The organism is Acinetobacter sp. M5A5_2a, assembly GCF_053345265.1.
In genome coordinates, this window is the sequence record NZ_JBKEZV010000011.1 from 26,796 (window position 1) to 52,108 (window position 25,313).

The window sequence follows — 25,313 nt, forward strand, 5'->3', positions numbered from 1 at the left end:
TTTAACTTTTAAATAAACATAAAAAAACCAGTCATTATCTGACTGGTTTCTTTTTTAGATATCAATTAACGATTATTTTCGTCTTCTTGACCATCTTCAAATTTAGTATCGTTGTCAAAACCACCTTGATGACCACCGAAGCCGCCTTGACCACCGAAACCACCGCCTTGACCACCGAAGCCACCTTGACCGCCGAAGCCGCCACCTTGACCACCGCCGAAGCCGCCTTGACCACCGAAGCCGCCTTGAGCGCCACCGAAGCCACCTTGAGCACCACCAAAGCCACCGCCTTGAGCGCCACCGAAGCCACCAGTAGGTTGACCACCAAAACCACCTTGTGTGCCACCTTGTGCTGGGAAGCCTGTACCTTGCGCGCCTGCTGGGCGTGGGTTACGAGCTGGAACAACAGTTGAAATCGCGTGTTTGTAAACCATTTGACTTACTGTATTTTTTAATAAAACAACATATTGGTCAAATGATTCAATATGACCCTGTAATTTAATACCGTTCACAAGGAAAATAGAAACAGGAATACGTTCTTTACGGAGAGAATTTAAGAACGGATCTTGTAAAGTTTGACCTTTAGACATTTTTAACTCCAAAAAAAAATTTTTAAATCAGCGCAAAAAAAACTATCTTTATTTTTCAACTAAAAATTATAAAAAGACAGTGTGCAAATTTTGCTTTATCCATAAGAGTTTCGCAAGTCTTCTTTCGCCTGCTTTATCGTCAAGTAAGTTTTAAAATCGTGTATTTCTTGCAAAGAACGTAACCACGTATATTGACGTTTGGCAAGTTGTCGTGTTGCAAATAAAGCTTTATCCTCCATTTCACGTTTACTTTTGAGACTTATATCACTTTTTAATAGAAATTCTAGTGCTTGTCGATAACCCACTGAACGCATTGAGGGTAAATTTTCATCTAAATCGTATTTTTCAATTAGAGCTTCAACTTCACTCAAAAAACCGATATCCCACATTTTGCTTAATCTTTGCTCAATGCGTTGATGTAATTCTACCCGATCTGGAAGTAAAGCATAATTATGAAATATGTATCGATATGGTACGTTTTTTGGTTGTTCTGCCTGCAATTTAGTAATTGGCTCACCCGTAAGCTTATAAACTTCTAGTGCTCGAATAATCCTTTGCTTATCAGTCACATTAAATTTTATAGCCGCGGCAGGATCTACGGAAACTAATTCATCATAAACAGCCTGCCACCCTTCATTTAAACCTTTTTCTTCAATTGCTGCCCGAACTTGGGCATCTGCACTTGGTAAATTACTCGATAGACCTTCTAATAATGCCTTAAAGTACAACATTGTGCCTCCTACCAAGATAGGAGTTTTCCCACGTGAATGCATGTCATCAATCAACTTAGATGCATCCTCAACAAATTGAGCAGCTGAATAAACTTCAAGGGGAGTAATAAGATCAATTAAATGATGAGGATATAGCGCTTGTTCTTCACGAGTTGGTTTAGCAGTACCAATATCCATATCTTTATAAACGAGAGCAGAATCAACAGAAATCAGCTCAAAATTTCCACGTTCGTATAATTCACATGCCAAAGCGGTTTTACCGCTTGCAGTTGGTCCCATTAAATTGATGACGGGCAATTGATTTGACATGTAAAACTACTCTCCTCGAGCAAATAATTTATCTAATTGAGATAATGGGAATGCACGCCAAGTTGGCCGCCCATGGTTACATTGGCTCGCAAATTCAGTTTGTTCCATTTGACGAAGTAAAGCATTCATTTCAGAAAGACTGAGTTGTCGATGTGCACGTACTGCTCCATGACATGCCATTCCAGCTAATAACTCGTCTCTTTTTTGAAGTAACCCTTGTGCTTCATCATTTGGGTCTAAATCATTTAAAAGTTCAGGAATAAGATTTTCAAAGTCAGCTTTTTGTAATATGGCTGGCACTCCCCGAACAATAATCTGCTCGTCACCATATAAATCAATTTCCAGTCCTAAACGCTCAAGTTGAGGTTTCAACTCTTCTACACGCACTGCCTGCATACGACTAATAGAAATGACTTTAGGTATAAGCAACTGCTGAGATGTCCAAAACTCTGGTTTGTCCCAAGCATTTTTCATTTGCTGTAATAAAATACGCTCATGTGCTGCATGCATATCAACAATAATTAGCCCTTCTGTATTTTGCGCTAAAACATAAATTCCATGAAGTTGAGCGATTGCTATGCCTAATGGAAATTCATCGACTTTAGTTACTGGCTCAATATCTTCATTTACTGAAAAATTGGCAGGTTGATCACGCAGTGGCGCTAAGTATGTCTTTAACGCATTATTTAACTGAGGAGAGCCATTATATCTTGGTGTTTGATCTGCATAGTGAATAGCTTGCGGACGACTAGCATTAAAATCAGTTAATAGCTCTGTCGGTGCATTCTGAGCTCGCGCTTCATTGTCTGGATTTAAAGCTTCATTTGCCCGATGTAGCGTAAATTGTTCCTGATATTTTGGTTGAGACTGCACAGAGTAGTCTGAGGCTTCATCTACTTTCATCGCTTGAGCTAAATCAGCGCTCGCTGTCTGAAATTGCGACAGAGTTTCTTTTGCATAATGTCTTACAAACTCATGCACTTCTCTCTGATTTAAAAAGCGAATTTCATGTTTTGTAGGATGAACATTGACATCGATATTTTCAGGGTCAACTTCTAAGAAAAGTAAATATGATGAATGCTGATGACCATGTAAAATACCGTCATATGCCATGCGTAATGCATGAGAAATCGTTTTATCTTTAACAATACGACCATTTACATAGACATATTGCATATCAGCCTGCGCACGAGCATCTGAAGGATGGCCAAGCCACCCCGATAAACGCATGCTAATACTTTCGGCATCCATCCAATATGCATTTTGTACAAATTGCGAGCCTAATAATTGCTGTACTCGCTGAAAACGTAGTTCTCCGCTATCAGCTATAGGTAAATTAATTCTAATATTATCATTATGCTCAAGCACAAAACGTATATCAAAATGTGTTAGAGCCAGACGGCGAACAATCTCTTCAATATGACCAAATTCAGTGGTTGGTTTTTTTAAGAATTTACGGCGTGCAGGAACATTAAAAAATAAGTCCTGAACACGTATGTGGGTTCCCTTTTGAGCAGCAACAGCTTGTACTTCTTGATGATCAAAGGCTGTACCATTGACTTCAACCTGATGGCCAATACCACTTTCATCTTGGCTGCTCGTCAATGTCAATCTTGAAACTGCGGCAATCGAAGCAAGTGCCTCCCCGCGAAATCCCAAACTTACAATAGCGTGTAAATCTTCTGCAGTTTTAATTTTACTTGTCGCATGGCGCATGACGGCTAATGCCAAATCTTCAGAATGAATGCCATGCCCATTATCAATAATTTCTATGAGGGTCGAACCACCTTGAGCGATCCGTACAATGAGTTCAGTTGCACCCGCATCGATGGAGTTTTCTAATAATTCTTTAACAACAGATGAAGGACGTTCAATCACCTCACCAGCAGCAATCTGGTTGGCTAACGCTGCGTCTAAAGTATGAATACGACGTTGTGTTAGCTTTTCATCAGTCATGAAGCTGTTCCTGCAAAGTCTGATACAAATGTTCTGTGGGTAGAGTTAAAGTTACAAAACGACTCAGCTCATCCTCTGACTTTTGAATATCGATGATGATATCTGCCTGAGGAATTTCATCACCACCTTTTGATGGCCATTCAAATAAAAATAATGCATCTGCGACATCTAAATAGTCACGGATTCCCATTAATTCAAGTTCATAAGGGTCATTCAAACGATATAAGTCAAAATGAAAAATTTCTTTCTCATTGATTTTATACGGCTCAACTAGTGTATAGGTTGGACTTTTAACAGAGCCTTTATGACCCAAAGCCTGTAATAAATAGCGCGTAAGTGTGGTTTTACCCGCACCTAAGTCTCCAATTAAATAAATCACACCTGACTGAACATGTTGCGCCAACGCTTGAGCTAGACGCCCAGTATCTTCTTCATGATTTAAGACCAATTTCAATGAATACGACATAGCACACATAACATGATTCAAAATAATCGATATGATAACATTGCCCTGCCTTAAAAGCCTACTCAAGCCCTAGAAGTTGGCTTTTTTTATATCAATTCTCTTACATATTTATACTTTTTTATGTCTAGTCCGAACGATTTTTTGCCACCTATGGTTAATGGTGTAAGCGCAAGCCAAGTTTATCTTCCTGCACAAACAAATACTCAAACTATTTATGAGTATCTATGCCAACATTTTCAACATATTAAAGTACAAGAGTGGCAGCAACGCTTTCAAGATGGGCTTATTTATGGGGCAAATGGACAAAAATTAACATTAGATAGCTCCTATCAAAGCAATACCCATATCTTTTATTATCGATTTCTTGCCTATGAGCCACATGTTCCTTTCGAACATCGGATTTTATTTGAAAATGATGACTTACTGGTGGTCGATAAACCTCATTTTTTAACAATTAGCCCAACCGGACAATATGTGCAAGAAACATTATTAGTTCGACTTAAAAAACAGACAGGCAATGAATTTTTAACACCGATACATCGATTAGACCGTGAAACTGCTGGAGTTGTTCTATTTTGCAAACGGGTTGAATCGCGAGGTATTTACCAACAATTATTTGCGGAGCGTCAAGTCAATAAAACTTACCACGCTATCGCTCCTTATAAAAAAGAATTAAAACTTCCTCAAACATTATATTTACATTTAGATAAAGGGACTCCTTTTTACACCATGCAAGTTGTGGCAAATGCTAAAGCAAACACTCAGACCTATATTGAGCTTATTGAACACAACCAGATTTGGGCTAAATATCGTTTAACACCGACGACAGGTAAACAGCACCAGCTTCGTGTACATCTTAATTATCTAGATATTCCGATTAAAAATGATCCATTTTATCCGACTGTTCAACATAAGGCAGATGATGATTTTTCAGAGCCATTACAACTTTTAGCTAAGCACATTTCATTTGTCGATCCACTCACAAAAGGGGAAATGTTTTTCAATTCTCAGTTTGAATTGACGTTGTAATGTAAGCGTAATGACAAAAAGATTGTTTTTTATGCCGAAAAACATTGAAATTACATTGCGATGGTTTAAAATAAATTCCTAAAAATTAAAAATCATTTGGTTTTGTTATTCATGCGAAAAACAGAAGTTTATCAGGTTCGACTGGACTCCCAAGAGAAAAAGCAGGCTTTTGCTGTTTTTAAACAATTGGGAATTACCCCTGCCCAAGCGGTACGACTTTTTTTTAAACAGGTCGTATTAACTAAGTCTATTCCGTTTGCGATCGAAAATCAGAGTATTAATATGGAACAATTATTAAAACTCCGAAAAGCAAAAGCATCTTCATTAAATCAAAATCCATCGATTTTAGCTGAAGATGATGACCATGAAGATTTGTTTGAAGAACTAAACGCACTTCTTGGTGAGAGCGACAAAACTTAACACTGTTGCATTTATAAACAAGTTTTAACGTCAAAAAGCTCTTTTTTTCGTTATGCTCTCTTTGTAAAAATATAATGATAAGTTACAAGGAGTACCAAATGATCGTTAGACGAGCGACTTTTGAAGATTTAGACCAACTCGCCGTTTTGTTTGATGAATACCGCCAGTTTTATGGGGCTTCTTCTAATTTTAATGAATCACTTTACTTTCTTAAACAACGTTTTGAGAATAGAGAAAGTGTTTTTTTTATTCACATTAAAGATGAAAAAATCACCGGATTCGTTCTACTCTATTTAGGTTTTTCTTCAGTTGCTTGTTCAACATATTATATTTTAGATGATGTATATGTTACGCCAATTTTTCGTCGCCAAGGCTCCGCCAAACAGTTAATCGATACTGCCATTTTATTTGCAAAACAACAAAATGCCCTACGCATTAGCCTAGAAACTCAAAGCAATAACCATGAGTCTCATCGTCTATATGAACAAATGGGCTTCATTCGGGATAGTGAGTTCCAGACATTCCATTGCTTTCTTAAATAATATTTTGTGCTAGCTGCTTTTGCTGCTCTGATAAATAAATCCATTCCCCATCTGCTATTTCAGGTAAAACCAATTGACCTACTTGATGGCGATGCAATGCTTCTACTTTATTTCCTACAGCAGCAATCATTCTTTTGACTTGGTGATAAACACCTTGATGAATGGTCATCGTTAATTTGTGAGTTTCCAACATTGCTACATCGGTTGCAGCAAAAATGCCTTTTTCCTGATGTAAGCTGACACCTTCGCATAACATTACGATTTGCTCAGGTGTCACTGGATCGAGAGTCGTAACATGATAAACCTTTGGAACATGTTTACGAGGATGAGTTAAAGCTTGAAGATATTTACCATCATCAGTCAATAAAAGTAAGCCTGTTGTGTCTTGATCTAAACGTCCAATTGCTTGGACGCCTCGATGAATCATGATTTCAGGTAATAGACTAAAAACGCTTTGATGATGCTGAGGCTGATGTGAACATTCAAAACCTTTTGGTTTTTTTAATGCAATATAAACTTGTTCTCGATATTGGTAAGTTTGTCCAAAAAGCGAGAATTCTAAATTTTCAAGAGAAAATTGCTTTTTAAGATCATCGGCAACTTCTCCATCAACACTTACAGAACCATTTTTTATTAACTGCTGACAATATTTACGTGAACCAAACCCTTGTGATTGTAAAATTTTTTCCAGCAGCATGGAGTTTCTCTTTAGAACAAAACACTCATTTTAACGCAGTTTCAACTTCCTACTCACTACTCTTTGCATTTTGTTCATTAAACTACGCTCTATTCTTCAACTACTCGATAAATATTTTCGTTCTGTTCACTTTCGAATAGCAATTCAGTTGTAGGTAAAATAATTTCATTATCAACAATAATATGTTCAATACGTTGGCTTAGCTTTAAAGTTTCATTTTCGTGCTCAACTAAATTTTGCTTTAATTGAGCCTTGGCATCATGAATCTGATCAAACTGATCTTTAATTTTGATATCTACAATTTCCATAGTCATTATCCTATGTTCATGAGTAATGACTATTTTTATAACACAACTTCGAAAAACTATAAGATTTAACTTGTTAATTTATATAACATTGTGTCCAAGCGTAACCGAAAATTAAAACTCTTTATCAATGAGCAATATACAATAAAATTTTATTAAAGATAAAATCCAAGATCTGTTGAATCTTTTAAAGCTTTCACATTCCTTCCCTTAAATATTATACAATTCCATTTTATTTACTTGCCTACACCGCTCCCATGCTTGCCCAATTTGATGTTAATTTAGTTGTCCTTCTAGTTCTACTTATCTGTGGTTTACTAAGTCAAAATGCAGCTGTAACCATTGCAGCAGGTGTGTTAATTGTCGTTAAAATTACGCCTTTAAATCAGTTTTTCCCTTTTATTCAAGCACATGGTCTTAATTTAGGAATTCTTATTTTAACCATTGGCGTACTCACACCCATTGCCAGTGGAAAACTGAGTGGAGAGAGTATTTTAAAGTCCTTTGTTAGTATTAAATCACTGGTTGCCATTGCAATCGGTCTGTTAGTCGCATGGTTAGGTGGCCGCGGTGTAAAACTTATGTCGAGTCAGCCTGATGTTGTTGCAGGTCTATTAATTGGCACAGTTGCTGGCGTCGCCTTGCTCCGTGGTGTACCTGTCGGCCCTCTTATTGCAGCAGGCTTGCTCTCGCTATTTATCGGTAAATAAATTTTTTCGATATTAAAAAAGGCGCCATTAGGTACCTTTTTTATACTTAGGCTAAATGAATTGCTCTAGCTAGAATAATACGAAGTTCGTTTTAAAGAGAACTTTTCTAACTGCTTTAAGAACCCTTCAAAATAACTTTTTTCTTTTTCTTCAGTTCGATAGCCCGCATATAACGTCCGTCGTAAGCCTGTAGGTGAAACGCAATCTAAACGGCGACTCGTAACCCATCCCTTTTGTTCATATTCATTTACTACCCAATCAGGCAAAGCAGCAATGCCACGTCCACTTGCAACAAGTTGAATGAGCATTTGGGTTAAATCTGTTGTTCGAATCTGCTTAGGCTGAATATTTGCCGGAATGAAAAGTTTCGACATGATATCTAAACGATGCTTATCAACTGGATAAGTAATTAAAACTTCTTCTGCTAACTCTTGAACCGTAATATTTTCAGCACGAACCAATGGATGCGTGTTGGATAGCACCAAACGCGATTCATATTCAAAAATAGGAAAATACTCAATTCCTTTTAATGCAATTGGATCGGCTGTAATAAGCAAATCAAATTCAGCATTTTGTAAAAGCTCATGTGGATTCGCTTCAAATCCAGAAGCAAAGTCTAAATCAACATCTGGATATTGATGTCGATATTGATTCAATAACGGCATCAACCAGTCAAAACAGCTATGGCATTCAGATGAAAAGATAATTCTGCCTGTCTGTCCATGCACAATACGAGTAATATCACTATGTGTAATCTGAATTTGCGGTAAAACATCATCAGCTAACTTAAGTAAGCGTTGCCCAACATTAGAAAAGCTAACAGGTCGGCTACGTCGATTCACCACCTCTACCCCATACCAATGATCTAATTCTTTTAATTGGTGAGAGATAGCCGAGGGTGTTAAACAAAGATCATTGGCAGCAGAAACTAATGAACCATGTTCACGTAAGGCAACTAAGGTTTTAAGGTGGCGTATTTCTAACATGGGCCCAAGCCTAAAAAAGAGATTTATCTATGAATGTCTTAATCTCATCTTTGCCTTTCAACAAATAGGATAACTGTAGATAAATCTTCATTAATGAATACTATTCATCTTACCATGGAATTAATTAATTTGTCTCAACATGAATTATTTTTCATAATTATTCTATCAGATGAATTTTTTTAATTTAAAGGTGAAGGTACAACTGTGTAGCTTACAATTACTGCTTAATTGAAATCGAAAAGAATTTTATAAAAACAAAAAATAGACCCGTTCTAGGTCTATTTCTTATAAAAATTAATAATTACTGCGCCCACACATTTAAGCTAATAATCGTATAACTTTGATTTTTAGGTTTTACCTTTAAATTTAGTGGAGCTGTTACTTCTACTAAATACTCTCCAGCCTTTGGAAATTTAAGCTCAACCTGACCGTTGCTATCTGCTTTAAACTGCTGCACTTGTTTATCAGTCGCGCCTTTTTCTCTTAAATTAATTTCAGCATTCGCGAGACTAGTTCCTTTCTCACTTATGGTTAATTTAACAGGTTGAGCAACTTTAATTGCGTTGGGATGTACAGAAAAGTTAACTTTAATCGGTGTGTTTGGAAATTGAATATCTGAAACTTTTCCTTTAGAAAGATAACTTTGTAATACCCACTCTCTTGTTACTTCCTCTGTTTTAATATTTTTAGCTTTAATGTCAGCTGGAATTAAATATTCACGTTCTGCTTTCGGTGGGGCTTTATCAGCTGGCATATCAAAAAATAAATGCCATGTTTTTTGGTCATATACATATTTTAAAGGATAACTTGCTTGTGTCTGAATGATATAAGTTCCCTCTTCTGGCAAATCGACATCAAAAACTGTGGCCGATTTATGCAAAGCCTCCGCAGTAATCGTCTTAAGCTCATTTTTAGGAGTAATTACAGTAAGCTTGGCATCCTTTAAAGCATACTCACTATTTAATGCTTCTTCGGCATAACCTGCAATTACGGGTACTTGAGTTTGTTCTGTTTTATAAGCTAAAGGCGCTACATAGGGCTCATGAGCAAAGCCTGTGGTACATATAAATGCAAGAGGCACAATTAAAAATTTATTCATTCTTACAAAATCCTGTTGTACACAAAGTTAAAAAATTTCAGACAAAAGATACGCAGCTATAGTATACATAAATAAAAATCATTATTATTATCATTTAATGTTCAAACTTAAAATTCCCTAATCTTTTATTCAAAAAGGAACTGGTTGGGTTCTTAGTCACCAAATGGATTGAATCGTTCCTATCTAGTTGGTTTTGCATTTAGCCTCGGCAGTCTTAATTTTAGTTTTTTATTATTCTGTTCTCTTTTCCCTTATACTTCTCTTTTTTGAGTCTCTTCTTAACCTATTATGGCGTCCCCGCAATCTCCTCTATCTACACATCAACGCTATTCACTATTTTTAGCAATTTTCTCACTCGCTGTAGGTGGTTTCTGTATTGGAACTACCGAATTCGTCGCAATGGGACTGATTCAGGAAATTGCCAATAACTTAAAAATTACAGTACCAGAAGCTGGACACTTTATTAGTGCTTATGCATTAGGTGTGGTTATTGGTGCTCCCATTATTGCTATTCTTGGTGCCAAAGTTCCTAGAAAAACGTTATTACTTGGCTTAATGCTTTTTTATGGTATCGCCAACGCTTGTACTGCTTTAGCCCATACACCTGAAACTGTTTTAGTTTCACGTTTTATTGCAGGTTTACCGCACGGAGCATATTTTGGTGTCGGAGCATTAGTGGCAGCTGAACTAGCTGGTCCTTCACGAAGAGCATCTGCTGTTGCCCAAATGATGATGGGTCTTACAGTCGCAACTGTGATTGGTGTACCTTTGGCAACTTGGTTAGGTCAAAATTTTGGTTGGAGAGCAGGCTTTGAATTTTCAGCGACTATCGCTTTCTTCACCTTAATTGCTGTTGGCTTCTTTGTACCCAATATTCCAGTCCAAGCAAAAGCAAGCATAAAAACAGAATTAGCTGGCCTTAAAAATATCAACATGTGGTTAACACTAGCGGTAGGTGCAATCGGTTTTGGTGGCATGTTTTCTGTTTACAGCTATGTTTCACCTATTTTGACTGAATATACACAAGTGAATATCCAAATCATCCCTATCGCTTTGGCTATTTGGGGTATTGGTATGGTTATTGGTGGCTTAGCCGCAGGATGGCTTGCTGATAAAAATCTGAATAAAACGATTGTAGGTGTACTCATTAGCTCAGCTATCGCTTTTGTGGTGGCTAGTTTCTTAATGAGTAATATTTATACTGGTATTGCCTCATTATTTTTGATTGGTCTTACCGTAATGGGATTAGGTGGAGCATTACAGACTCGCCTAATGGATGTCGCTGGCGATGCTCAAACATTAGCAGCTTCACTCAACCACTCTGCCTTTAATATGGCCAATGCATTAGGTGCATTTCTAGGTGGATGGGTACTCAGTCACCAAATGGGTTGGATCGCGCCAATCTGGGTCGGTTTTGTCTTGAGCCTCGGTGGTCTTATCATTTTACTTATTGCCTTTGCAGTAGAAAAAGCACGTAAGAAAATTTAATCAAAGAGGAGGCTAACTTATTATTTCTAGTCAGTTAGCTTACCGCCACAGTGAGGACAATAACATTTTGTCTCTCTAACCGACTCTTCTTCCTCTAATACTTTTTCACGCATAATTTGAATAATCAGGTTATGCGCTTGTTCTTTTGGCAATCCCACTTTTTGACGGATTCGTTCTATTTCAGCTTCGTCATGTAAAATATCAATCCCTCGTACTTGAAGTAACTCACGAAACTCTTGCTCTAGCCTTTGATTCCGTTGATTGAGTTCATTTGCAAGCCCCGATGCTAAAATACCAGCTGGTAACGCTGCAATACCAACACCTAAAATGGTAATGAGTGCGCCTAATAACTTTCCTAAACTGGTCACTGGGGTGACATCGCCATAACCTACTGTGGTTAAAGTAACCACCGCCCACCACATAGATTTAGGTATTGAACTAAAAGCTTCTGGCTGAGCTTTATTTTCAACCACATAAATTCCAGAAGCAGTCATAATAATCATGATAATTAAAATAAAGATAACTGCCTGAAAAGAACCCTTCTCACGCTTAATCACACATAACAATATCTGTAGTGAGATAAAATACCGCGTCAATTTTAATAAACGAAGTAAACGTAATATTCTGAGCATACGAAGATCGATTCGTACGAAGAAATTGAGATAAGCAGGTAAGATTGCCATCAAATCAATAATTGCTTCCCCACTTTTCATCCAGTTCAAGCGGATTTTCCATGCAGATTGTGTCGTATCTCGATCTGCAACACTCCATAGTCTTAATAGATATTCAATACTAAAAATTGCAATTGAAATAACTTCAAAATAGTCGAACCAAACATGATAGCTTGTGTACAAATCATTTACTGTTTCTAACAAAACGGCAGCGACGTTGCCAACAATTAAAACAACTAAAAAATAATTAATACATCTACTTACCGTAGTTTCATAGTCATGATTATGAAGATTATTATAGAAAAACTTACGCAATCCCTTCCAAGCTGAATTTTGCATATTGATCTGACCACTTGATATTAAAGATATAGTAAGCTCTCGCCCTCTATTCACCAATATAGTCTTTAATAAATTTTCCTTCACTCACTTGGGCATTTAAAATTTTCTACTTTTTTCTCAGGTCAAGTCATCGCTACACATCGGAATTCATTTTCTTCCCACCACTGCACATCATAGATGCCTGGGTGTGATTTCAAAATAAGATTAATATAGTTTTGCAGCAACATAATGTGGTGAGTAATATCAAGCTTTCTAAATAAAAACTTTCTTAAAATAGGTGTATTTGGAGAAATAAAAATTGCGAATCCATTACTATATTCTTCATAGACACTGATTCCAAGATACATGGTTATTTCGGGCAAAGGAATTTCAATTTGCCATCCCCAGTTTTCACTATATAGCTCTATATTTAAATGATATCTATTTTTCAAAATACTAAAAATATATTGTGCAATATCTTCAGTTTTTTGAACTAAAACACCTTCTTCATCGGAGTGTGTTTTTTGATCATATCGTTGATAATCATCAAATTTAAATTCAACAATTGTCTTTAGCATTCTTAAATTCCCTATATAAAATACCCATATTTTTTTTAATTATTTTTAAGTTCGTTTAATTATTTTAAAACAAAAAACCAGTTAATTTCTAGTACTATATTTAATTTTATATATATCAAATTAAAAAATGATTTATTTAGTGTTTTCAAATAAACTCATGACTCATCTCACACTTTCAATAAAAACAATAGCTCCAGAAGACTATTTTTTATCCAAAATTATATATAAGTTATTTTATTAAATAATTTTTTCACTCTTTATATCTTAATCTAGATATATAATTTATTTTCTGATCTTTAATATTTTCTAAAAATTAGTATTAGAATATATTAATTTAATTAGATATCTTTATAGCTTTTTCTAAAACTAACAATACTAGGTACTATTTATTAGGCTGATATCTATACAGAGAATTTATAATTTTGGAATCAATTTCAGAGCCAAAATTTCAGAAAAACTTAATAATACTAAATAAACCAAAGAAATTCTTAACACAAAAATTTCATCCCTTTTATTAAGATGAAAATTAGCACTTCCCACTCGTTATTTTTAAGTTTTTTGAATTTTTGTATCATTTAATCGATAATAGAACTTTAATACTTATTTTCTTTAGCGATTCACTCATAAAGAACTTTATTTTTTTTAAACATATGAAAACAAGGGGAAATTACATGGGATTTAAAGCCCTCCCTACACTTATTTCTTTATTTATTACATTGTTAATCTGGTTTGTGATTCCTGTACCCGCAGGTGTTGATCCTGATGCATGGCATTTATTAGCGATGTTTGTAGGTGTGATTGCCGCAATCATCGGTAAAGCTATGCCAATTGGTGCAATTGCGATTATTGCTATCACCTTAGTCGCTGTGACAGGTGTTACCAATGACAGCCCAAGTGGAGCCATTCAAGATGCCCTTAGTAGCTTTGCAAATCCCTTAATCTGGTTGATTGGTATTTCCATCATGATCTCTAAAGGTTTGCAAAAAACTGGATTAGGTGCACGGTTAGGCTATTTATTTATCGCAGTTTGGGGCAAAAAAACCATTGGTATCGGCTATAGCATGGTGCTTTCCGAACTCATTCTCGCCCCTGTAACACCCAGCAATACGGCACGTGGTGGTGGAATTATTCACCCGATTGTACTGGCAATTTCTACTAGTTATGACTCCGATCCTGCTAAAGGCACTGAAGGTCGGATGGGAAAATACTTATCATTGGTTAACTACCAAGCCAACCCGATTACCTCTGCAATGTTCATTACAGCAACTGCTCCTAACCCATTAGTAGTTGATTTAGTGGCAAAGGCGACCAATAGTGAAATTTCATTAAGTTGGAGCACTTGGGCACTGGCGATGTTATTGCCTGGTTTGATTGCTTTAATCATCATGCCTTTGATTATGTATTTGATGTATCCACCCGAAGTCAAAGAAACACCTAACGCAGCTCAGTTTGCTAAAACTAAATTAAAAGAAATGGGCCCAGTCAGTAAAAATGAAATCATCATGCTTGGTGTATTCGGTATTTTATTGATGCTATGGGCGGGTATTCCTGCCATGATTTTTGGCTCTACTTGGGCTGTTGACCCAACTACAACTGCCTTTATTGGTTTAGGATTATTGCTACTTACAGGTGTTTTAACTTGGGATGATATCCTGACTCAAAAAAGCGCGTGGGATACCATTACTTGGTTCGCTGCATTAGTCATGATGGCAACTTATTTAAATAAGCTTGGCTTGATTACATGGTTCTCTAGTGTCTTAGAAACCAGTATTGGTCATTTAGGTCTAAGCTGGATGCCTGCTTGTCTATTATTAATGCTTGCCTATCTGTATGCACATTATATGTTTGCTAGCACTACGGCACATATTACCGCGATGTTCGCAGCCTTCTATACTGCTGGACTTGCACTCGGCGCACCGCCAATGTTGTTTGCCTTAATGATGGCAGCGGCTTCAAGTATTATGATGACCTTAACCCATTATGCGACTGGCACTTCCCCAGTAGTGTTCGGTTCGGGTTACACCACTCTGAGTGAATGGTGGAAGGCTGGCTTTGTTATGAGTGTCGTTAACATCATTATCTTTGTGGTGATTGGCGGACTTTAGTGGAAAGTGTTAGGTTATTGGTGATTTTATAAATATGGAGGAACATTCTTATGCTAATAGGAATGTTTCTCTAAATTTAAATGCGAATGTATAAATAATATTACCATCAATATAGATATCTCTTAATCTTAAAAATCTTTTGCCTAATTTTAATTTAAATAAGAATTCTCTCTATCGATCAAAGCTTGCCATTCTTCAACACTGTAGATTTTAAGATTATTTAATCGAGTTCCCACCAACAAAAAACGATCATCCCATGTCAGCACCTCTCTACAATCCATTGGCTTTATTTCTGAAAATTTTGGCAAGACATTCATATCAAAATGCATTATTCCAACCTCAAGCAAGTGCTTCACCTCTTTAGGATTCTCAGGAATTGAATAAAAAACAGGTATATTTTTGATTAATTTAGAGGCGATTTCGCACGGTTCAGAATATAAATCATCTAAATACCATTTTTCGTCATCACATCTCCATAAATATGCATCAAAACTATTTTGCTTAATTAATAAGGTTTCAGTAATGGCATTCGGGTCTTGATACCAAACAATAAACTCTAGAGCTTTTGTTGGAATTATTGAAAACGTCGGTAATTTTAGATAAGGATAATCTTTTAATATTATGGAGAATAATTGCTGAATTGAGCTTTCCAACTCTTCAATTTTTTGTTTTTTATTCAAAATATTTTCTAATTCAAAAATATTTTTTTCTATATTTAAAATGCTTTTCATTGTTATAAAAAATAAGGGCTGATTAATCAGCCCTTATTTTATCTTTTTTCTCAAGCAAATCATAGATTTGCTCTTGCGCTAGGGAAAAGCCTTTCGGCTTTTCTTGATCCTAGCTCATTAAGTCAATTGAGCAGCAGAGATTTTCTTAGTATCAACTTGATCAGCTTCTTTAGTATATTCGCTCATCTTGTCGAAGTTTAAGTATTTGTAGATCTCAGCAGATGCGCTGTCAATTTGCGACGCATACTGTTGATATTCTTCTGGGCTTGGTAATTTACCAAGAACCGCAGCTACAGATGCAAGCTCAGCAGATGCTAAGTAAACATTTGCACCTTGACCTAAACGGTTCGGGAAGTTACGAGTAGAAGTCGATACACATGTTGTGTTCGGTGCTACACGTGCTTGGTTACCCATACAAAGTGAACAACCTGGCATCTCAGTACGCGCACCTGCACGACCATAGATGTTATACAAGCCTTCTTCCATTAATTGGTGCTCGTCCATACGTGTTGGTGGAGCCAACCATAAACGAGTAGACAATGAGCCACTAGGTACTTTGTCAAGTAACTGACCAGCTGCACGGAAGTGACCAATGTTAGTCATACAAGAACCGATGAATACTTCATCAATTTTGTCGCCTTGAACGTCAGAAAGAAGTTTCGCGTCATCTGGATCGTTCGGGCAGCAAAGAATAGGTTCTTTGATGTCAGCAAGATCGATTTCGTAAACTTTTAAGTATTCTGCATCAGCATCAGCTTTTAACAGGCTTGGGTTGTCTAACCACTTCTGCATGTTTTCAGCACGACGCGCCATTGTACGAGCATCGCCATAACCTTCTGCGATCATCCACTTCAACATGGTGATGTTAGAACGTAAGTATTCAGCAACTTTCTCTTCAGAAAGTGTGATTGAACAACCAGCAGCAGAACGTTCAGCAGATGCATCAGAAAGTTCGAATGCTTGCTCAACAGTCAAGTCATTTTCCATTTCTGATAAATCGATCTCAAGGATACGACCAGAGAAGATGTTTTTCTTACCTTTCTTCTCTACAGTTAAGTCACCCGCTTGAATTGCGTAGTAAGGAATTGCATGTACAAGGTCACGTAAAGTGATACCAGGTTGCATTTTACCTTTGAACTTAACAAGTACAGACTCAGGCATATCAAGTGGCATAACACCAGTTGCAGCTGCGAACGCAACAAGACCAGAACCCGCAGGGAATGAGATACCGATTGGGAAACGAGTATGTGAGTCACCACCAGTACCAACAGTATCTGGAAGTAACATACGGTTTAACCAAGAGTGGATAATACCGTCACCTGGACGTAAAGATACACCACCACGGTTCATGATGAAGTCAGGTAATGTATGGTGAGTTGTTACGTCAACTGGTTTTGGATATGCAGCAGTGTGACAGAAAGACTGCATTACCAAGTCAGCTGAGAAGCCCAAGCAAGCTAAGTCTTTTAACTCGTCACGAGTCATTGGACCAGTTGTATCTTGAGAACCAACAGTAGTCATCTTAGGTTCACAGTAAGTACCCGGACGAATACCTTGACCTTCAGCTAAACCACATGCACGACCAACCATCTTCTGAGCTTGCGTGAAGCCTTTACCAGTGTCAGCAGGTTGTACAGGTGTACGGAACAAAGTAGAAGGTGCAAGACCTAATTCTTCACGTGCTTTAGTTGTCAAACCACGACCAATGATCAAGTTAATACGACCACCAGCACGTACTTCGTCTAAAAGTACTGGAGTTTTAAGTTCTGCTTCTGAAATTTGTACGCCATCTTTAAAAGCAGTAACTTTTGCAGCAGCGTGGTCAATTTTCAATACAACTTCGTCGCCCATGTTCATGTTAGCAACGTCGATTTCTACAGGTAATGCACCTGCGTCTTCCATTGTATTAAAGAAAATTGGAGCGATTTTAGAACCTAAGCACACACCACCATCTTTTTTGTTTGGAATGTGTGGAAGTTCGTCACCGAAGAACCAAAGTACAGAGTTAGTTGCAGACTTACGGCTTGAACCTGTACCAACAACATCACCAACATAAGCAACTTGGTTGCCTTTCGCGATGAGTTCTTTGATTTGGTTTAATGGACCAACTTCACCTGGTTTTTCAGGATTGATACCATCACGCTCGTTTTTCAACATTGCATTTGCGTGTAATGGGATATCTGGACGGCTCCAAGCATCTTGTGCTGGAGACAAGTCATCAGTATTTGTTTCACCAGTTACTTTGAACACAGTGATTTTAATTTCTTCTGGAACGTCAGGACGGCTTGTGAACCATTCTGCGTCTGCCCAAGATTGTAAAACAGCTTTAGCATTGGCATTACCCGCTTTTGCTTTATCTGCTACGTCATGGAATGCATCAAATACAAGAAGTGTTTTCTTTAACGCTTCAGCAGCTAGGCTTGCAAGTTCAGCATTGTCAAGAAGCTCAACAAGTGGTGCTACGTTATAACCACCAAGCATCGTGCCAAGTAAGTAAACTGCACGCTCTTTAGAAACGAGTGGTGAAGTTGCTTCGCCTTTTGCAATTGCTGCCAAGAACGCTGCCTTTACGTAAGCTGCTTGGTCAACACCTGCAGGAACACGGTTTTCAAGCAAATCAACCAAGAACGCTTCTTCGCCTGCTGGTGGATTTTTTAATAGTTCAACAAGCTGAGCTGTTTGAGCATCATCAAGTGGCTTCGGTGGGACTCCGAGTGCGGCACGTTCTTCAACGTGTTGGCGGTAAGCTTCTAGCACGGTGTTCATTCCTCTTTTTTTGAAAAATTACTTGCAAATTCCTGCTTTCTTAAAAAGCTTCACAAGTAATATGGACTATAAAAGTTTACTAGAGTTCAAGGTAAAAGTTAATGAAAACGGGGTGTTTCTCCGTGATGCCCATTATTTTGTATCTAAATACCCATGTGCAAATAATGAGCGAATTAGCCAAATCTGGGCTATTTTTAAGCAAAAATGCCTTACATGAGAGGAAATTCAATAACCGTACTCAATTAGAACGATTTATATTTTGGCATTTTGTCATGAGGCGTTGCCAAACATTCATCCATTGCTTGCTTTCTAACTTTTTCTTGGAGTGCTTGAGAATCTTTAGTCAGTTCTTCTTTTGGAATTGCATAAACTTTTTCAATAACATTAAGAATAAATTTTTTCGTAATGTCATCTTCAATCTTATTTGCATGCTCAACTGCTTGAGTTTTTTCAATTGCTTGCTGACGATCAAAAACAATACTTCTCGCTGCATTTCCTACGCTAGTACAAAAGCCATGCCACTGCTCTTCGGGTGTTAAAGGCTTCTTTTCTGAACAACCGACAAAGAACAAACTCATTGCAATCAATAAAATCTTTTTCATCATTTCACTACACTAATTATTGCTGCCCATATCATACGGAAAATCATCATTTTTGCAAAAACAGTCAAAAAAACCGAGATGATTTCCCCCTCGGTCTTTTTTATATCAAGCATTAGAAATGCTAGTTTGAGTTAATTAAAAAATTTGATATCAGTAGGTGTTGATATTTTTGCTGCATCACCAGCGGGTTTTAATGTGCCTTTGTTGGCATCAAAACGGAACAAGCTAATGTTATTAGTAAAAACATTGGTTACATAAAGATATTTACCCGATGCATCGAAGGAGAAAGCCCGTGGTTCAATTCCATTAGCTTTATAAACTACTGGTTTAGCTAGCAATCCATTCTGCTGAATTTTAAATACCAAAAGTTTGTTGTCTGCACCACGATTGGCAGCAATCACATATTTGCCATTTGGACTGAGGATAATTCCACTCGCACTCTTAAATTCAGGTGTTTTGTCTTCGTGAATTAGTTTTAGCTCAGCCACTTTTTTCAAATGACCATCTTGCACATTAAATATCACAATTTCGCTCCGCATTTCTGCGGTAACGTAAGCATGTTTGCCATTTGGTGAAAAGACCATATGACGTGGACCAGAACCATGGGTCAAAGTCACATCCCGGCTGCTGTCCGCTTCGAGTGGTTGAGGCTTATTTGGGTTATAACGAAAGGTATAGACTTTGTCATTTCCAAGATCGCTAGCATATAAATACTTACCATTTGGGCTGAAAGTTGTCGAATGTGCATGACCACTCTCCTGACGACCTTTGACATGACCAGAACCTTCCGCGAAAACAATATTTTGAACCATTTCACCCAAATGGCCGTTTGGCAAAATTGGCAAAACAGCCACCCCACCACGACCTTTATCGAATGCCGAATAGTTCGACACAAATAAGAATTTACCATCTAAACTGATTGATGCATGTGTTGGATGTCCACCATGGCTATTCACTGTGTTCAACACCTCTACCTTACCATTTTGAACTGATAAAGCAGTCACCGCTCCTTCATTTTCTTCATTAGTGGTATAGGCAAAACGGCCATCTTTCGATTTTACAACCCAAGAAGGACTTTTCATTTTCAACACTTTAACAGGAGTTAAAGTCCCATCGCTATTCACTTGAAGCTGGTACAAACCCTCACTGGCTTGTTTTGGTTTTTGCACAAGCGGTGCATCAGGGATAGATGTCCATGCCCCCACTAAAGCGATTTGTTGCTGTGCGGCATTTACGGCGGAACACCATCCAAATGACAAAAGCGTTAATGACAATGTTGCTGTTAACTTGTGAATTAGCCCACGATATTTAATATTTGTATCGTTGTCCTTGCCATATTTTATTTCAACATAAGTATCTATTTTCACGTTTATTTCCTTGAAAAATTCACCTTATTTGCACTTATCAACAAGGTATTATCAATGTAATTTCATTTAATGTTTCTGAAAACTAATTTATAAAACAACAATTTTCAAGTGAATTTTCTTTAATCAGAAGTCTACTCAAGGTTGGCTTACTTTTAAGAGAATCGATGGTTTATATAGTAAATATTTAACTTTTTTAAATCTTATGAAGGTGTTATTAAATTAAAAGCCCACTTGAAGTGAGCTTTTAATTTATTTATTAGTGATTGAAACCAATCAAGGCATTCACAGTACTAACGTACTTTTATAATGCTTAATTTCCATCTACTAGAAACGCCAGTTGTAGAATAAATCGATCGCTCTTTCTAAAGATTGACTTGCTTCTAGGTATAAACGGCGGTTCATTTGATAACGCAACGTAAGCTTGTTGACTGGAGTAAACACCCCGACACCATAACGAATAAACAGATCCGGTGTGATATAGCCAGTTAAACTCACCTGAGTATCATCACCTGTTCCTTGAGCATCTAAAGCTAAGCCACTCAAACCGAAAGTACGTCCAATCTGGTTAGTTAAGGCACGTGTTCCACCCAAGCCCATACTAATACCCGCAGCAGCAATGGTGTTATTTACATCAGATTTAAAGCCTTCTGCATTACTTAAACCACTCGAACCTTCATTAATACGCCCTGTAACAAGCGCATTTAATGCTTCTTGCTCAGATAGTCCTGCATCATTATAAACTTGAATGTTTGGCGATGTCGCAGTACCTGTAACACGTACTCCAACCATACTACCCTGAACATTTTTATTGGCATCAATATCTAAAGTCGGGTTTGCCAATGGACCATTAAAACGTGCAATCGCTCGGTTCAAATCTAGACTTTGTCCATAGGCTTCAATTTTCACTTTTTGACTGACACCAATTGCCCCGTTAGCTCTCATTGCAGTCTCGTAGCCACGTTGACTTAAATTTAAACGACCAACTAAAGGAATATTACTGTTAAAGCCTTGGAATATTACTTGCTTTCCAATATTAACAGTAATATCAGCTCGGATATCCCAAGGTTTAGCAGCACGTAAAATTGCAAGCGGGTCTTGGCCTTGTCGAACTATGCGGACATCTGATGAAGTATTAATGACTGGTGCTGTTGTTTCTGGCATTGAAATACGCGCACGAGGAACATCTACTGACCCTTTTAAGCTTAAACGCTTATCGAAAGGATACATATCAAGTGTAAGGTTTGGATTGGCAATTGCAGTAATTAATGGCGCCTGACGTACAAGTAAATTATCACCTTTGAGGTTTAATTGAAGACGTGGTGCATCTTTCCATTCAAAACTACCTTTTAAAAGCCCTACACCTTGACCACTGTTAAACGCGCCATCAATTGTTGCCATGTTCTGACGAATTGATGAGTAAACCTGAACATTAGTTAAATTAACTGGCAGCGAAATCATACTGATTGCACCATTTTTCAGACGCATTTCACCAGTAAACTGTGGCTGAGTTAATGTACCGTTGACTTTACCAGCCAAGGCTAAAGTTCCACTTAGTGTGCGGACATCTTGAATAAATGGTTTCAAGACTTTTAATTGAACATCATTAAAAGCGACCTCACCATGCATTGGCATTGATGGCTGGAATGGATTGATAATAACATTCGCATATCCTGTACCAATATCAGGTGTTTTAACATCAACACGGAACAATAGACCTTCTGATACACTTTTTGCAATAACACTTAGTTCATCATAAGCCAGAGTGGTTGCAGGGTCTTGAGGATCTTCCGCAGCTAAACCAATTTCACCTTTGCGCGTAATTAAACGTGCATCAAGTTTTGGATTACCTCCATTTACCCACGCTGCCTTGGCATAACCATTTAATTGTCCAGTCATCGCTAAGCCTTCTGGCATAAATGCCGCGAAGTCACTTAAATCCATGTTCTGAGTTACAAACGAAATATTACCGCGTGCTTTACTTACCCGTACTGGTTGGTCAAAGCAGAGCTGGCTATTCGCACTTTGCCAGCAGTGTTGACCTACATATAACTCAGACCGTGCCGAAGAAAAAATCACTGGAGCATTTTGATTTTGTGCCAGACGGATTCGTCTTGAATCAAAACTTCCTTTTTGAATTTGACCTAACCAATCATTATTTTGGTTAAAGCCACCTGCCAACTGAACGTAGAATTTGGAAATACTATTATTACCGAGTACTTTCAATAGATGCGCTTTTCTTGTTCCAGTTAAATTCAATTCGGCAGACTGAATTTGTCTATTTCCACTACGCAAATTATCTAATTTTGCGGTTAATTGAGTCGGTGTTGTTTCCGATGTTGGAAGCTCCCCTTGAATACTCAACCTCTTCACACTTACTAAATTATTAAATGCAAAGTTATCTACTGCGATATTTGCTGTTGCTTTTAAACGTGGCTGCGATTGTACATTTAGATCACCATAAGCTCGACCACGCAACCCCGGATATAACTCGTAGAGTGCAGGTGCATTGAGCTTGATTTTTAGATTTTGTGCATTACCTGTCGCTTGTAGCTGATTCTGCCCATACACTAAAAATAAATTATTGGCTTCAAACTGCTGAGGAAAAAAGCCCTTTTGATTAGAGTCCATCAATAAAGATAAATTACCCTTACCTCGAACAGGTTTATTATTTATAAAGCCTGCAAGATTCAATTGCTGAATATTAATTCGTTTCAAATGGTCTGACCAAACCCCTTGGGTTTTCAGATTCCCTGAAATTTCGCCTTTTACCGCTGAGGTAAAATATTGGGGTTTAAAACGTACCAATGAACTATTAATATCCCATGCAATGCCATCTTTTAAATTTACAGAACCTGTTGCATAGATTTTTCCAGCGACGCCATCGTGCTGTAACTGATTAATTCGAATAAAATCTGGTGTACCGGCTATAGAAAACTTCAATAAACCATTTGCCTGTTTTAAGGCTTTTAAAGATCCATCATAATTAACTGCAAAACCTTTAAAGCCACCACCAGCTTTCACATCATTGAATAATAATGCTGCTGTACTTTTACCGCCTAAAGTTACAGTCTCTTGACCTGCTTGAGCCAGTCGACCAGTTAAATCAATTTTCTCAAATTGAATGATTTGCTGGTTTGGTTTAGCAAAACCATTCGCTTTAATCGAACCATTTAAAAGATTAACAGGTGCTGCTGCATGAATACTTTGTGGATTAAAATCTTTTGCATTTAACAATGCGTTCCAAACCAACTGACGTTTTTCGGTAGGAAGCAACACTTTAGCCTGGCCAGTTAAACTACCTTTTTCAGCAGTAAAACTAAAATTGGGAACATTTAAAACATTATCTTTAATATTAAGATTGGCTAGATATTGTCCTGCTGGCAATAAAGTTTTTTCATGCTGATATACTTTTGTAGCAACTTTAATATCTTGCTGACCATCACGTAAAGTTAAATCAACCTGACCACTGTCACTGCTTAACCATCCAATATAAGGCATTGCACGGTCTATTTTCGTCCAAGCTACATTCATGAGCATCGGTTGAGGTTTATTATTTTTTTCTGGAGCCTGATTAAACTTAAGTTTCCAAGACTCGTAATGGTCAAAATCAACATTAGCAAATACTTCAGTCCCTTTTTCCAAAGAACCAGTTGAAGCAACAGCAGCATCTAAACTTGGCGGTAAAAAGTCTTGAACAACCTGAGGAATTGCTTTGTCTTTAGGATTAATATGGTCTAAACGGCCTTTGATATCCCAAGTAACATGATCTTTCCAATTCACCAAACCTTTAAGGTTAACAGCACCTTTCATGACTTGGCCATTAAAATCGGTAATATTAAGTTGATGAACCAAGTCAGTATTCATTAAAGCGTTGTATTGACCTTCAGGTAAATTCTCACCCTTTAAATCTGTATCAACTGCCAAATTAAGTTGTTTAATATCACCTTGAAACTTGATCACACCATTTTTTGCAAATAATTTTTGTTCAACCAATAAAGGTAAGTGATAATTTTTAAGTAATAACTCGCCTTGCATTGGAACTTCATCACGAACAGGATGCAATACCACCCAACCTGTTAACAAATCGGGAGTTGTTGTTGCAACACCAGCTTTTAAAGTATCTAAACTTCCGCGAGCTGCGACTTTAATATCTTGAATATTTAAACTTTTTAAAGATGGGATTCTTAAATCTGCTGTTGCATCTAATGGATATTTACCACTGAAATCCATTTTTCCTGTGGCGTTGTGAACTGAGAGATATCCCATATCCATACTGGATTTTTTAAATTCTAGTTTTGTCTCTGACCAAAGTGCATCTTGCAAATGAACATCATGAAAACTTACATCTGAGGTTGCTAGTTTAATTTCTAAATGATCAACATCGGCTTCATCAACACGTAGAACAAATGGCAACTTAATAGGCTTAAATTCAAACGCCTTACCAGAAGGCGGAGTTTTATTAATAATACGTAAGTTACGCACATCCGCATGGCTCAAATGCACTTCTTTTTCTAATAATAAAGAGCGCCAGCCTAAGCCTACGTCAGCTCTATCTAATGAAACATCAACGTCCTTTAATTGCACCAAAACATTCTTAAGAATAATTCCGCGCAATAAGTTCCCGCCTTCGTATTCATATTTAATTATTTTCTGAGCGTCTAAAACCCGATCTAATAAAAAACGACTTCCGCGATCTGTTGACATCATGATCACTAACGAAGACGCTAATAATAAAAATATGATCAATATCGTCAGCAAGAAGCTACGCAAAATGCGTCGCTTCTTAGGTGAGTCAGGTGCCGAAGTGGGCTGCTGTTCTACTTCCGCCATAAAATAAACCTAATAAA

At 37.4% G+C, this 25,313-nt stretch carries 21 protein-coding genes; 6 read left to right on the plus strand and 15 right to left on the minus strand.

Going from position 1 to position 25,313, the window contains the following annotated elements; all coding sequences use genetic code 11:
- Nucleotides 1–65: 65 nt before the first annotated feature.
- From hfq to tsaE, 4 genes are all read right to left on the minus strand, one after another.
- Complete coding sequence (hfq, locus tag ACLBWE_RS15005; RefSeq protein WP_005046408.1) at nucleotides 66–590, minus strand: RNA chaperone Hfq; 525 nt, start codon at nucleotides 588–590, stop codon at nucleotides 66–68.
- Between the two features lie 95 nt (nucleotides 591–685).
- Nucleotides 686–1,630, minus strand: a complete 945-nt coding sequence (gene miaA, locus ACLBWE_RS15010) for a tRNA (adenosine(37)-N6)-dimethylallyltransferase MiaA (protein ID WP_004643262.1) — start codon at nucleotides 1,628–1,630, stop codon at nucleotides 686–688.
- Nucleotides 1,631–1,636: 6 nt separating this feature from the next.
- Nucleotides 1,637–3,586 (minus strand): DNA mismatch repair endonuclease MutL, encoded by a 1,950-nt coding sequence (gene mutL / locus ACLBWE_RS15015; protein ID WP_447603799.1) that lies wholly within the window; start codon nucleotides 3,584–3,586, stop codon nucleotides 1,637–1,639.
- Nucleotides 3,579–4,052, minus strand: coding sequence for a tRNA (adenosine(37)-N6)-threonylcarbamoyltransferase complex ATPase subunit type 1 TsaE (gene tsaE, locus ACLBWE_RS15020; protein WP_447603801.1), 474 nt, complete (start codon nucleotides 4,050–4,052; stop codon nucleotides 3,579–3,581). Before tsaE ends, mutL begins: the two co-directional genes overlap by 8 nt.
- A 120-nt stretch (nucleotides 4,053–4,172) precedes the next feature.
- On the opposite strand from tsaE, the gene ACLBWE_RS15025 reads away from it, so the two are divergent.
- From ACLBWE_RS15025 to ACLBWE_RS15035, 3 genes are all read left to right on the plus strand, one after another.
- Entirely contained in the window at nucleotides 4,173–5,081 is a 909-nt protein-coding gene (locus ACLBWE_RS15025) for a pseudouridine synthase (RefSeq protein ID WP_447603803.1), read from the plus strand.
- Nucleotides 5,082–5,192: 111 nt separating this feature from the next.
- Nucleotides 5,193–5,501 carry a type II toxin-antitoxin system RelB/DinJ family antitoxin gene (locus ACLBWE_RS15030; RefSeq protein WP_447603805.1) on the plus strand — a complete coding sequence of 103 codons (309 nt, stop codon included), beginning with the start codon at nucleotides 5,193–5,195 and terminating at the stop codon, nucleotides 5,499–5,501.
- A 98-nt stretch (nucleotides 5,502–5,599) separates the two neighbouring features.
- Nucleotides 5,600–6,043 (plus strand): GNAT family N-acetyltransferase, encoded by a 444-nt coding sequence (locus tag ACLBWE_RS15035; RefSeq protein ID WP_004643268.1) that lies wholly within the window; start codon nucleotides 5,600–5,602, stop codon nucleotides 6,041–6,043.
- On the opposite strand, the gene ACLBWE_RS15040 is transcribed toward ACLBWE_RS15035, so the two are convergent.
- Both ACLBWE_RS15040 and ACLBWE_RS15045 read right to left on the minus strand, forming a co-directional pair.
- Nucleotides 6,036–6,740, minus strand: coding sequence for a pseudouridine synthase (locus ACLBWE_RS15040; protein ID WP_447603808.1), 705 nt, complete (start codon nucleotides 6,738–6,740; stop codon nucleotides 6,036–6,038). The two genes, ACLBWE_RS15035 and ACLBWE_RS15040, sit on opposite strands and share 8 nt — an antisense overlap.
- An 89-nt stretch (nucleotides 6,741–6,829) precedes the next feature.
- Entirely contained in the window at nucleotides 6,830–7,048 is a 219-nt protein-coding gene (locus ACLBWE_RS15045) for a hypothetical protein (RefSeq protein WP_017388115.1), read from the minus strand.
- A gap of 254 nt (nucleotides 7,049–7,302) precedes the next feature.
- Between ACLBWE_RS15045 and ACLBWE_RS15050 the strand changes: the two genes are divergently transcribed.
- Nucleotides 7,303–7,755, plus strand: coding sequence for a DUF441 domain-containing protein (locus ACLBWE_RS15050; RefSeq protein ID WP_003652413.1), 453 nt, complete (start codon nucleotides 7,303–7,305; stop codon nucleotides 7,753–7,755).
- A gap of 65 nt (nucleotides 7,756–7,820) precedes the next feature.
- On the opposite strand, the gene ACLBWE_RS15055 is transcribed toward ACLBWE_RS15050, so the two are convergent.
- Both ACLBWE_RS15055 and ACLBWE_RS15060 read right to left on the minus strand, forming a co-directional pair.
- Nucleotides 7,821–8,741, minus strand: a complete 921-nt coding sequence (locus ACLBWE_RS15055; protein ID WP_080027377.1) for a LysR family transcriptional regulator — start codon at nucleotides 8,739–8,741, stop codon at nucleotides 7,821–7,823.
- A 301-nt stretch (nucleotides 8,742–9,042) separates the two neighbouring features.
- Nucleotides 9,043–9,840 carry a DUF4198 domain-containing protein gene (locus ACLBWE_RS15060; protein ID WP_447603811.1) on the minus strand — a complete coding sequence of 266 codons (798 nt, stop codon included), beginning with the start codon at nucleotides 9,838–9,840 and terminating at the stop codon, nucleotides 9,043–9,045.
- A 288-nt stretch (nucleotides 9,841–10,128) separates the two neighbouring features.
- On the opposite strand from ACLBWE_RS15060, the gene ACLBWE_RS15065 reads away from it, so the two are divergent.
- Complete coding sequence (locus tag ACLBWE_RS15065; RefSeq protein WP_447603813.1) at nucleotides 10,129–11,328, plus strand: MFS transporter; 1,200 nt, start codon at nucleotides 10,129–10,131, stop codon at nucleotides 11,326–11,328.
- A 26-nt stretch (nucleotides 11,329–11,354) separates the two neighbouring features.
- On the opposite strand, the gene ACLBWE_RS15070 is transcribed toward ACLBWE_RS15065, so the two are convergent.
- Together ACLBWE_RS15070 and ACLBWE_RS15075 are read right to left on the minus strand one after the other, a co-directional pair.
- The gene (locus ACLBWE_RS15070; protein ID WP_005039691.1) at nucleotides 11,355–12,338 is read right to left on the minus strand and encodes an ion transporter; all 984 of its coding nucleotides are present in this window, start codon (nucleotides 12,336–12,338) and stop codon (nucleotides 11,355–11,357) included.
- A 122-nt stretch (nucleotides 12,339–12,460) separates the two neighbouring features.
- Nucleotides 12,461–12,895 carry a hypothetical protein gene (locus ACLBWE_RS15075; RefSeq protein WP_348948022.1) on the minus strand — a complete coding sequence of 145 codons (435 nt, stop codon included), beginning with the start codon at nucleotides 12,893–12,895 and terminating at the stop codon, nucleotides 12,461–12,463.
- A 671-nt stretch (nucleotides 12,896–13,566) separates the two neighbouring features.
- Here ACLBWE_RS15075 and ACLBWE_RS15080 point away from each other — a divergent pair.
- Entirely contained in the window at nucleotides 13,567–15,000 is a 1,434-nt protein-coding gene (locus ACLBWE_RS15080) for a DASS family sodium-coupled anion symporter (RefSeq protein WP_447603816.1), read from the plus strand.
- Nucleotides 15,001–15,149: 149 nt separating this feature from the next.
- On the opposite strand, the gene ACLBWE_RS15085 is transcribed toward ACLBWE_RS15080, so the two are convergent.
- From ACLBWE_RS15085 to ACLBWE_RS15105, 5 genes are all read right to left on the minus strand, one after another.
- Nucleotides 15,150–15,731 carry a hypothetical protein gene (locus tag ACLBWE_RS15085; RefSeq protein ID WP_348948026.1) on the minus strand — a complete coding sequence of 194 codons (582 nt, stop codon included), beginning with the start codon at nucleotides 15,729–15,731 and terminating at the stop codon, nucleotides 15,150–15,152.
- A 117-nt stretch (nucleotides 15,732–15,848) separates the two neighbouring features.
- Nucleotides 15,849–18,488 (minus strand): bifunctional aconitate hydratase 2/2-methylisocitrate dehydratase, encoded by a 2,640-nt coding sequence (locus ACLBWE_RS15090; protein ID WP_004643279.1) that lies wholly within the window; start codon nucleotides 18,486–18,488, stop codon nucleotides 15,849–15,851.
- Nucleotides 18,489–18,739: 251 nt separating this feature from the next.
- Complete coding sequence (locus ACLBWE_RS15095; protein ID WP_005046379.1) at nucleotides 18,740–19,102, minus strand: hypothetical protein; 363 nt, start codon at nucleotides 19,100–19,102, stop codon at nucleotides 18,740–18,742.
- Nucleotides 19,103–19,230: 128 nt separating this feature from the next.
- A complete protein-coding gene (locus ACLBWE_RS15100; protein WP_447603819.1) occupies nucleotides 19,231–20,466 on the minus strand; it encodes a lactonase family protein in 1,236 nt (411 codons plus the stop codon).
- Between the two features lie 324 nt (nucleotides 20,467–20,790).
- Nucleotides 20,791–25,296 (minus strand): translocation/assembly module TamB domain-containing protein, encoded by a 4,506-nt coding sequence (locus tag ACLBWE_RS15105; RefSeq protein WP_447603821.1) that lies wholly within the window; start codon nucleotides 25,294–25,296, stop codon nucleotides 20,791–20,793.
- Between the last annotated feature and the right edge of the window lie 17 nt (nucleotides 25,297–25,313).

Bases quoted from the DNA above. Each gene is read 5' to 3' on its own strand.
- hfq (WP_005046408.1), bottom strand. From the start codon at position 590: ATGTCTAAAGGTCAAACTTTACAAGATCCGTTCTTAAATTCTCTCCGT.
- miaA (WP_004643262.1), bottom strand. From the start codon at position 1,630: ATGTCAAATCAATTGCCCGTCATCAATTTAATGGGACCAACTGCAAGC.
- mutL (WP_447603799.1), bottom strand. From the start codon at position 3,586: ATGACTGATGAAAAGCTAACACAACGTCGTATTCATACTTTAGACGCA.
- tsaE (WP_447603801.1), bottom strand. From the start codon at position 4,052: ATGTCGTATTCATTGAAATTGGTCTTAAATCATGAAGAAGATACTGGG.
- ACLBWE_RS15025 (WP_447603803.1), top strand. From the start codon at position 4,173: ATGTCTAGTCCGAACGATTTTTTGCCACCTATGGTTAATGGTGTAAGC.
- ACLBWE_RS15030 (WP_447603805.1), top strand. From the start codon at position 5,193: ATGCGAAAAACAGAAGTTTATCAGGTTCGACTGGACTCCCAAGAGAAA.
- ACLBWE_RS15035 (WP_004643268.1), top strand. From the start codon at position 5,600: ATGATCGTTAGACGAGCGACTTTTGAAGATTTAGACCAACTCGCCGTT.
- ACLBWE_RS15040 (WP_447603808.1), bottom strand. From the start codon at position 6,740: ATGCTGCTGGAAAAAATTTTACAATCACAAGGGTTTGGTTCACGTAAA.
- ACLBWE_RS15045 (WP_017388115.1), bottom strand. From the start codon at position 7,048: ATGGAAATTGTAGATATCAAAATTAAAGATCAGTTTGATCAGATTCAT.
- ACLBWE_RS15050 (WP_003652413.1), top strand. From the start codon at position 7,303: ATGCTTGCCCAATTTGATGTTAATTTAGTTGTCCTTCTAGTTCTACTT.
- ACLBWE_RS15055 (WP_080027377.1), bottom strand. From the start codon at position 8,741: ATGTTAGAAATACGCCACCTTAAAACCTTAGTTGCCTTACGTGAACAT.
- ACLBWE_RS15060 (WP_447603811.1), bottom strand. From the start codon at position 9,840: ATGAATAAATTTTTAATTGTGCCTCTTGCATTTATATGTACCACAGGC.
- ACLBWE_RS15065 (WP_447603813.1), top strand. From the start codon at position 10,129: ATGGCGTCCCCGCAATCTCCTCTATCTACACATCAACGCTATTCACTA.
- ACLBWE_RS15070 (WP_005039691.1), bottom strand. From the start codon at position 12,338: ATGCAAAATTCAGCTTGGAAGGGATTGCGTAAGTTTTTCTATAATAAT.
- ACLBWE_RS15075 (WP_348948022.1), bottom strand. From the start codon at position 12,895: ATGCTAAAGACAATTGTTGAATTTAAATTTGATGATTATCAACGATAT.
- ACLBWE_RS15080 (WP_447603816.1), top strand. From the start codon at position 13,567: ATGGGATTTAAAGCCCTCCCTACACTTATTTCTTTATTTATTACATTG.
- ACLBWE_RS15085 (WP_348948026.1), bottom strand. From the start codon at position 15,731: ATGAAAAGCATTTTAAATATAGAAAAAAATATTTTTGAATTAGAAAAT.
- ACLBWE_RS15095 (WP_005046379.1), bottom strand. From the start codon at position 19,102: ATGATGAAAAAGATTTTATTGATTGCAATGAGTTTGTTCTTTGTCGGT.
- ACLBWE_RS15105 (WP_447603821.1), bottom strand. From the start codon at position 25,296: ATGGCGGAAGTAGAACAGCAGCCCACTTCGGCACCTGACTCACCTAAG.